Origin of the sequence: Microvirga pakistanensis, from assembly GCF_004458765.1 — a bacterium.
GTDB lineage: Bacteria > Pseudomonadota > Alphaproteobacteria > Rhizobiales > Beijerinckiaceae > Microvirga > Microvirga pakistanensis.
Map to the genome: position 1 here is coordinate 63,594 of NZ_SPJX01000364.1, position 6,589 is coordinate 70,182.

Annotated in this window: 7 protein-coding genes and 3 pseudogenes; 2 read left to right on the forward strand and 8 right to left on the reverse strand. The window is 60.1% G+C overall.

Features of this window, described 5'->3' with window-relative positions:
• Window positions 1–43 precede the first annotated feature (43 nt).
• The 4 genes and pseudogenes from E4K09_RS18485 to E4K09_RS18500 form a co-directional block, all read right to left on the reverse strand.
• Window positions 44–1,198: a sensor histidine kinase gene (locus E4K09_RS18485; RefSeq protein ID WP_134499243.1), complete on the reverse strand. Its 1,155-nt coding sequence runs from the start codon at window positions 1,196–1,198 to the stop codon at window positions 44–46.
• Between the two features lie 82 nt (window positions 1,199–1,280).
• Entirely contained in the window at window positions 1,281–1,658 is a 378-nt protein-coding gene (locus E4K09_RS18490; protein ID WP_134499244.1) for a response regulator, read from the reverse strand.
• A 784-nt stretch (window positions 1,659–2,442) separates the two neighbouring features.
• Window positions 2,443–2,985 (reverse strand): annotated as a pseudogene (locus tag E4K09_RS18495) (sigma-70 family RNA polymerase sigma factor).
• Complete coding sequence (locus E4K09_RS18500) at window positions 2,975–3,205, reverse strand: hypothetical protein (RefSeq protein ID WP_134499245.1); 231 nt, start codon at window positions 3,203–3,205, stop codon at window positions 2,975–2,977. Before E4K09_RS18500 ends, E4K09_RS18495 begins: the two are co-directional and overlap by 11 nt.
• Window positions 3,206–3,667: 462 nt before the next feature.
• On the opposite strand from E4K09_RS18500, the gene E4K09_RS18505 reads away from it, so the two are divergent.
• Window positions 3,668–4,000, forward strand: a complete 333-nt coding sequence (locus E4K09_RS18505; protein WP_134499246.1) for a hypothetical protein — start codon at window positions 3,668–3,670, stop codon at window positions 3,998–4,000.
• A gap of 57 nt (window positions 4,001–4,057) precedes the next feature.
• Here the strand turns inward: E4K09_RS18505 and E4K09_RS18510 are convergent, their stop codons facing one another.
• The 3 genes and pseudogenes from E4K09_RS18510 to E4K09_RS18520 form a co-directional block, all read right to left on the reverse strand.
• Window positions 4,058–4,390, reverse strand: coding sequence for a hypothetical protein (locus tag E4K09_RS18510; protein WP_134499247.1), 333 nt, complete (start codon window positions 4,388–4,390; stop codon window positions 4,058–4,060).
• Between the two features lie 92 nt (window positions 4,391–4,482).
• Window positions 4,483–4,641, reverse strand: a pseudogene (locus E4K09_RS31135) (hypothetical protein); the annotation flags it as partial.
• A 377-nt stretch (window positions 4,642–5,018) separates the two neighbouring features.
• A complete protein-coding gene (locus E4K09_RS18520) occupies window positions 5,019–5,561 on the reverse strand; it encodes a cysteine hydrolase family protein (RefSeq protein WP_134499248.1) in 543 nt (180 codons plus the stop codon).
• A gap of 42 nt (window positions 5,562–5,603) precedes the next feature.
• On the opposite strand from E4K09_RS18520, the pseudogene E4K09_RS18525 reads away from it, so the two are divergent.
• Window positions 5,604–6,189, forward strand: a pseudogene (locus E4K09_RS18525) (GlxA family transcriptional regulator); the annotation flags it as partial.
• Here the strand turns inward: E4K09_RS18525 and E4K09_RS29845 are convergent.
• The coding region (locus E4K09_RS29845) for a hypothetical protein (RefSeq protein WP_204985756.1) at window positions 6,186–6,589 on the reverse strand (404 nt) is incomplete at its 5' end. The pseudogene E4K09_RS18525 and the gene E4K09_RS29845 overlap by 4 nt on opposite strands.

Sequence of the window (6,589 nt, forward strand, 5' to 3'; positions counted from 1 at the left end):
ATCCTTGCATGGGCGCTCCACTCCTAAACGGTCAACAATGGATCTAATAGGCTGGCACAAGCCGCTGTTTGACCAAGGGCACCTGCATTCGAAAGCGTAGCCCCTCGGCGTGGTACTCGACCTCAACCTTGGCATTGCACTGCATGGGCAGAACCCGCTGGAGGAGCGTTGAGCCAAAACCCCGATGCTGCGGCTGGCCGACTGGCGGACCACCAAACTCGCGCCACTCCAGACGTAGCTGCCTTCCGTCATCAGTCTCACCCAGGTGCCACTGAAGTCGGACATATCCGGCTGGAGTGGAGAGAGCCCCATAGCGGATCGCATTGGTGGTGAGTTCATGGAGCGCCATGCCGACCGGCACCGCCAAGTCGGCGGATAACTCGACCGATGGGCCGATGAGCATGAAGCGAGGCTGCCTGCTCTCAGCGAACGGTTTGAGTTCGTTCAGCGCAATCTGGCGCAACGGAGCCGTCTGCCAATAATCTTCGGTCAGCAGGTTGTGCGTCTTCGCCAAGGAGGAGATGCGATCCGAGAAGGAGCGGTAGAACTCGTCAAAGCTGCCGCTGGACCGACCTGTGGCTCCAACAAGGGCCTGAACGGTCGCCAGCGTGTTCTTCACCCTGTGGTGAAGCTCACGAACCAGGAGCGTCTGCCGCCGCTCAATCTGGCGAGCCGCCTCCAGTCTCTCATCCCGCTCAGCGAGAGCGCGGCGCAGTTCGAAGACAGACATGGCTTGCCGAGAGAGCATTGTGAGAGTGGACGCCTGCTCGTCTGTGAGATCACGCGGCACATAGTCGAGCACACAGAGTGCTCCCAAGGGCACTCCGTCAGGCGTTCGCAGCACCGCCCCGGCATAGAAGCGCAGATGCGGCTCTCCACCCACCAGAGGGTTGCAAGCAAAGCGAGGATCTTCCTGGAGATCAGGAACAATCGTCAGTCCCGGCAGAAGCATGGCACCGAGGCAGATCGAGCGATCCAATGAGGTTTCGCGGAGCCCAAGACCCGTCTCGGCCTTGAACCACTGCCTGTGCTCGTCGATCAGGCTGATGAGAGCAATGGGTGTTTGACAGGTGCGGGCCGCAAGCTGCACCAGGTTATCAAATGCGGGTTCGGGCGGCGTGTCGAGAACCCGGTAGCTGTGCAGAGCAGCAAGCCGGTCGCTCTCCTTCCAGACAGGGGGCAAGTTGTTGTTCAACACGAGGCTGCTACTGTTGGGTCACCCGTGAGAACGTGCTTAACCTATGTTAGTTCGAGCGAAGTAACTGATTTCCCCAAACGATTTAGCCGCACGCGACCAGAAGCTGCTGACACTCCTGCACCAAGACAGCAGGCGGAATCGGCTTTTCGATCCAGGTGATGTGGTGGAAGTCAGCCAGAAGCTGTTTGTCTTCCTGATGGCCTGAATAGATCAGGAATGGCACACCGCGACGGCTTAGCTCGACAGCAACGCTATGGCAGGAGCCGTCGTTGAGCGTGGCATCGAGAATGGCTGTATCTGGTGTGGCGGTCTGAAGCCAGTCAAGAGCGGCAGAGCAGGCCGTGAAGGGACCGGCAACCTCATGGCCTGCGTCCTGCAACTCATCCTGAAGGTCGAGAGCAATGAGAGCCTCATCCTCCAGGATAAGGACCAGCCGTTTGCTGCCTGCGAGCGTAATCATGACATAAGCCTTCGGCCATCCGACGTGAATCGAAGCTGAACGGTCAAACTTGGCCGTTGCGCCCTGTTCTCAACCGGTGACAGTCGGCGACAGCGTGAGCCTTGCGGTCGGCATGGGCTGGCAAAAAGAACCCGGCTGCCCTCAGGAGCGCCGGGTCGAGCAACTTCTCGCAAGTCTTAGGCCCGCTGCACAAGGGGAACGCGGGGAATAGCGAGCCTCTCTGCTTGGACAATCCTGCGACCAACGGATGGTTCCATCGCTTGCCGGTTTAAGAACTCTGGTCGTTTGTTGATGTAGAGAACAAGGTACTCTCCGTTTCCGGATCGAGTGTTCTTGCTCTTACCACAGCGTCACGCATGGTATCTGCCTCATTACAGCGCCCATTACCGCTCAGTGCGGCTGCTGCAAGACTCAGATGCAAGCAAGGGCCTGATCCAGGAAATTCCGGCGTTCTGCCCGCTATCCACAGGCTCTCACAAATGTGGTTAACGCAGCGTCAACGTCTCGCTACTTCTGTTTTAGCGGTGATTTGGAGGCGGCGATGGGGAGCACCAGTGAAGGTGGAAGACGAGTTGTTCCGATCTCTGATGAAGATCTCTTGCGAACCATCAGCGAGGATCTCCGCAGCTTCTATGCCGACATCGTCCGCCAACCCTTGCCGCCGAAGATCGAGGCTGCCTTGGCCCGCATTGATCATGCACGGAGCCAAGTTGGCAATCTGGGCCGACCCGGATCGCATTGGTCGCGAACCTCTTTCAGGGCTTAGGCGCTTGCGGCGTACCTTCTAACCCGCCGCGAGAGCAGCCTTCGTCACGCTGTCTGGGCCGATTTCAGTTTCGTCTGAGAAGTCTAACAGCGAAGCCAACTTGGATCGAGTACGGTTCACGCGGCTTTTGATTGTGCCCACTGCAACGTTACACATCAAAGCAGCTTCCTCGCAGGACATCCCCTGCGCTCCAACCAGGAGCAATGCTTCGCGCTGGTCTTCAGGGAGCATTGCCAAGGCAGAACGGAAGTCCTCGAAGTGAAGGCGGCTCTGTTGGTCCGGGTGTGTCTTGAGCCGCGCGGCGAAAGCTCCGTCTGCATCCTCCACCTCTCGCTTGGACGTGCGGCACTCGGTATGAACGAGAGTGCGCAGGATCGTGAACAGCCACCCATTGAGGTTGGTACCCGGCTCGAACTTGTCGATGTTGGCCTAGGCTCGCAGAATCGTCTCCTGCACCAGCTCATCCGCACGGTCTCGGTTGTTTGTGGAGGAAATGGCCAAGGCGCGCAGAGCCGGAACGGCGGCAGGCAATTCGTCCCGCAGCGATGCATCAACTGTCATGCAGGAGCCTCTCTGACTTCGCCTCGATCTGGCGGGCCAGCCTTTCCAAACCTGGGGACAGTGGCTGCTGAAGGAGTTCGGCATACATCTCGCGCAAGGTTTGGCCGATCCGCGCCTGCGCTTGAGACTGCATGTCCGTCCAAAGATTGTCGCCTCGCCATGCGTGAGGCACAACGATGATGTAGCCTTCCGGCCAGTCTTCGACTGCTGCGCGGGCCATTGGCATTCCCTACCTGTTCACTCTCTTTCTGGAGGTGGGAAATCAACTAACCATGCGACCAGTCGTTCCGGCCAAGTCCACACGTTTTGTTAACATATGTTTATTCCGCATTTGCACCATAGTAACAGGAACTGCACGAGCTTGGCCACGTTGCTTCCTTCATCATAGGAGGCGGGGATGCCAACGGTCAGGACCAATCTCACAGCACGAGCAAAGCCCTGCGGTATTCTGGCTCTGGCCGTCATTGTCCCTGTTGCGATCAGCAGCTTACCCGCCCATGCCCAAGGCATCTTCGGGCTCTTCCGCGCGCTGTCCCAACCCGCTTCCCCGACCCAACCGCCGCAAGCGTTTGGGTACCCGTCCGATCCTGCGGCTGAGCGGCCCCGGCGCAAAGCCCGCCCGCGCCCCAAGCCTGTTGCCGTGGAGCAACCAGAGATCAGGAAGCCGGTGGAACCGAGACCGGTGGGGGAGATCGACAATCCTGTTCCGGCCCTTCTCGCCGACAGCACCTTGCAGCCCGGAGATATGGTGATGTTCCCAGATGGCCTGCGAGTGTTCACGGGCCGACGTGGAGGCCCGCACAAACTGTCCGACTTCAAGCCCCTGGCGAAGGCAGGCAAGTTCCTCTCTCGTAACACGCGCAAGCTCGTCCAGCATCTGCTCCCCGGCGAGAACGTCGCCTGGAGCACGGACGCCGTCAGGTCTGGCAGCAAGCTGGCAGCCAACACACGTGAGGTCGAAATAACCGGAAGCGTGACGCGACCAGAGACCCAAAAAACCTCACGCTCGCGCTGATCCTGCACAGCTACGGTGCCCAATCGATTCTTGGACCGGCGCTCTCTCCCGAAAGCGTCAGCACACCGGTACGGTCGCGACATCACGCAGCATCAGCGAACTTCTGCGCGAGGCCATCAAGATCGTCATTGTCTGATCGAGATCATCGCGAAAGAGATCCAGGGCACCCGCCAACCTTGCAACACGATTGTAGCGGCTCGCCTGCATATGCGAGGCACTGACTTGCACACCCGCCGCATACAGATTCTGGACGATCTGCTGGGTTGTCTCGGGACCAATAATCGTATTCTGCGGGCCATACACTCCGTCGAAGATCCATCCGGAAGCGAGGCATTCAAGCTCGATGACACAGGGCTCGGGCAGATATTCCGTGCGGTCGGACCGTCCCAAAGTGGGCGGTACAGTCGCACCGGCCGCTCCATATTCTTGAGCGCGCGTTCGCCGAGGTACTCGTATTCCCAGTCAAGCTTGCCCTGGAGGTGATCGTACGCCGTGCCGGAAATACAAATGCCGCCTGGATCTGCCAAGGCCTGGAGGCGGGCTGCGATGTTGACGCCATGGCCATAGAGATCCCCGTCAAATTCGTGGATCACATCAAGATTGACGCCGATCCGGAAGATGATGCGTCGCTCCGTTGGGATATCGGCTTGGTTCTCGGCAACGCCCTTCTGGATGGCGACTGCGCATGCGACGGCATCGACGACCGAGCCGAACACCACGAGCGCACCGCCGCCCATCAGCTTGACAATACCTCGGTTGGGGATGGCGCGGTCCGGCGCATGATCGGGCCAGTGCCGAGAAGGCCGTCACGGGTTCAGCTTCGCCTGCACGCTAGTGCCAGGCCCTAGGCCAGCCGATGCTCCTCGTGCCACCACGAATGAGGTCACGAGCGCCCCTCCGGTCAAGGCATGGGCCTGCCGGCGCGTGATCATGACATTGTTCTTGGACCCAGCGGTCATCCGTCTTTCCTTCATGGTGCGAGTTCTGGCTTCCGCAATCTATCGACGCGATGACAGTGTCAGCATCCGAGAAGCTCGCCCGTCGTGACGACCTTGCCGTAGGCGAAGGCGAGCGCCGACATGTAGGCGGCATGGACTTGGGCGGCCGGAACCGTCTTGCCGTCGAACTCCAGGTCGCGCGTGGCGCAGGCGTCATGGACGACGATGGTGGAGTAGCCGAAGTCCGCGGCCGCGTGGCTGGTCGCGTCGATGCACATGTGGCTCATGGCGCCGACGATCACGACCTCCTCGGCACCCTTATCATCGAGCATGCGCTTCAGCTCGGTCTCCCGAAACGAGTTGGGGTAGTGCTTGACGAGGACGTCCTCTCCCTTCTTGGGCAATACGGCCGGAATGATCTCGGCACCCGGCGATCCCGGGACGAAGAAGGGTGCCTCGGCCATTTCGTGGCGAATGAAGATGACCCTGTCGCCCTGTGAGCGGGCCGACTCGATCACTTTGGCCGCATTCTCGGTCGCCCGCTCGATGCCGACGAGGGGCAGCCTGCCCAACGGCAGGTACTCGTTCTGGAGGTCAACGACGATGATCGCGCGCTTGCTCATGGGGTTGCATCCTTTGACGTGGTGATGAGGAGCCCCTTGGACACTGCTCCTTGGAGCTACGAGGAGCAGTTCCAGATGCGCTTCCCGGACGCGCGTGGATACGGACCGCCTGATCATCGACGATGGTGACATCATCACGGCCGGCGGCGTGATGGCCCGGAGCGACCTTGCCCTGAAGCTGATCGACCGCTTCCTCGGACCGACGGTCATGGTCGAGACGGCGCGAGCGTTCCTGGTCGATCCGCCTGGTCGGGGGCAGAGCTACTACAGCGCCTTCTCGCCGCGGCTGACGCATGGCGACGCCGCTGTGCTCAAGGTTCAGCACTGGCTCCAGGCAACAGATGCAAAGGAGATCGACCTCACGACCCTCGCCAAGCAGGCGGGACCGGAGGAGCGAACGTTCCTGCGGCGGTTCCAGAAGGCGACGGGACTGACGACCACGGAGTACTGCCAGCGGCTGCGCGTTCGAAAGGCGCGGGAGCTTTTGCAGTTCGGCACGCTCTCCTTTGATCAGGTGGCTTGGGAGGTGGGCTACTCCGACCCCGGTGCCTTCCGGAAGGTGTTCACCCGGATCGTCGGCTTGACGCCCAATGATTACCGGCGGCGCTTTCGAACAGCCTCCAGTTAACTATCTGCTGAACTCCAGCTTTCAGGTCGTGCAAGGATCACCCTGTGCACGTAAGTGCGCAGACCACAGAAAGTCTGCACTGGGTCCGACCAGGAAATCCCATAGCCTTCGGGAACGTCTGCTGTTCCCGGCTTGAGCTGACACTCGGCATTCTTCGGCTCAGTGGGATCACTGTCCTGGGGCGGTGCATTCCTGTTCCGCCGGTCGATCCTTGAGAATGGAAAACGCCGAGCCTCTTGGACAAGCTGTGCCGATGGTGACCTCACAACCCATTCGTCAAGCTCGATCAGCTCCTGTTGCAGCAACGCGACACAGCCGATGTTTCTGCTGGGCCGACCTGGAACTGACGCTCGGTTCATGTCGAGTAGCCACTCTTTTTCAACCACATGGCTGTAGGAAT

Bases quoted from the DNA above. Each gene is read 5' to 3' on its own strand.
- E4K09_RS18520 (WP_134499248.1), bottom strand. From the start codon at position 5,561: ATGAGCAAGCGCGCGATCATCGTCGTTGACCTCCAGAACGAGTACCTG.
- E4K09_RS18500 (WP_134499245.1), bottom strand. From the start codon at position 3,205: ATGGCCCGCGCAGCAGTCGAAGACTGGCCGGAAGGCTACATCATCGTT.
- E4K09_RS18490 (WP_134499244.1), bottom strand. From the start codon at position 1,658: ATGATTACGCTCGCAGGCAGCAAACGGCTGGTCCTTATCCTGGAGGAT.